1 protein-coding gene is annotated in these 435 nt (G+C 51.5%); it reads left to right on the top strand.

Annotation, left to right across the window (positions count from 1 at the left end; genetic code table 11):
- Window positions 1-435: helicase-related protein (locus ACTHUM_RS19965; protein ID WP_440404002.1), on the top strand; the 435-nt coding region annotated here is incomplete at both ends.

The following is a 435-nucleotide window of genomic DNA, read 5'->3' as shown; positions in this document are numbered from 1 at the left end:
CTTGCCGAACGCTATCCGAACGTCCCGCGCATCGCCCTGACCGCTACCGCCGATGCGGCCACGCGCGCCGACATCAAGCATTATCTGCACTTGGACAATGCGCCCGAATTTATCTCCAGCTTTGACCGTCCGAATATTTATTATCAGGTTATCGAAAAAAATAATGGCAAAAAACAATTGTTGGATTTCATCCGCAAGCAGATGCATGGGCAAAGCGGCATTGTGTATTGTTTGAGCCGCAAAAAAGTCGAGGATGTGGCGCAGTTTTTGTGTGAAAACGGCTTGGAGGCGATTCCGTATCATGCCGGTTTGAGCATGGACGTGCGCGAGGAAAACCAACGCCGCTTTACGCATGAAGACAATATTATCGTGGTGTCGACCTTGGCGTTCGGCATGGGCATAGACAAACCCGACGTGCGCTTTGTCGCCCATCTC

The organism is Neisseria sp. P0021.S006, assembly GCF_051956895.1.
Note: the sequence above shows the minus strand (reverse complement) of the source record. Positions and strands in the feature narration are given on the sequence as shown.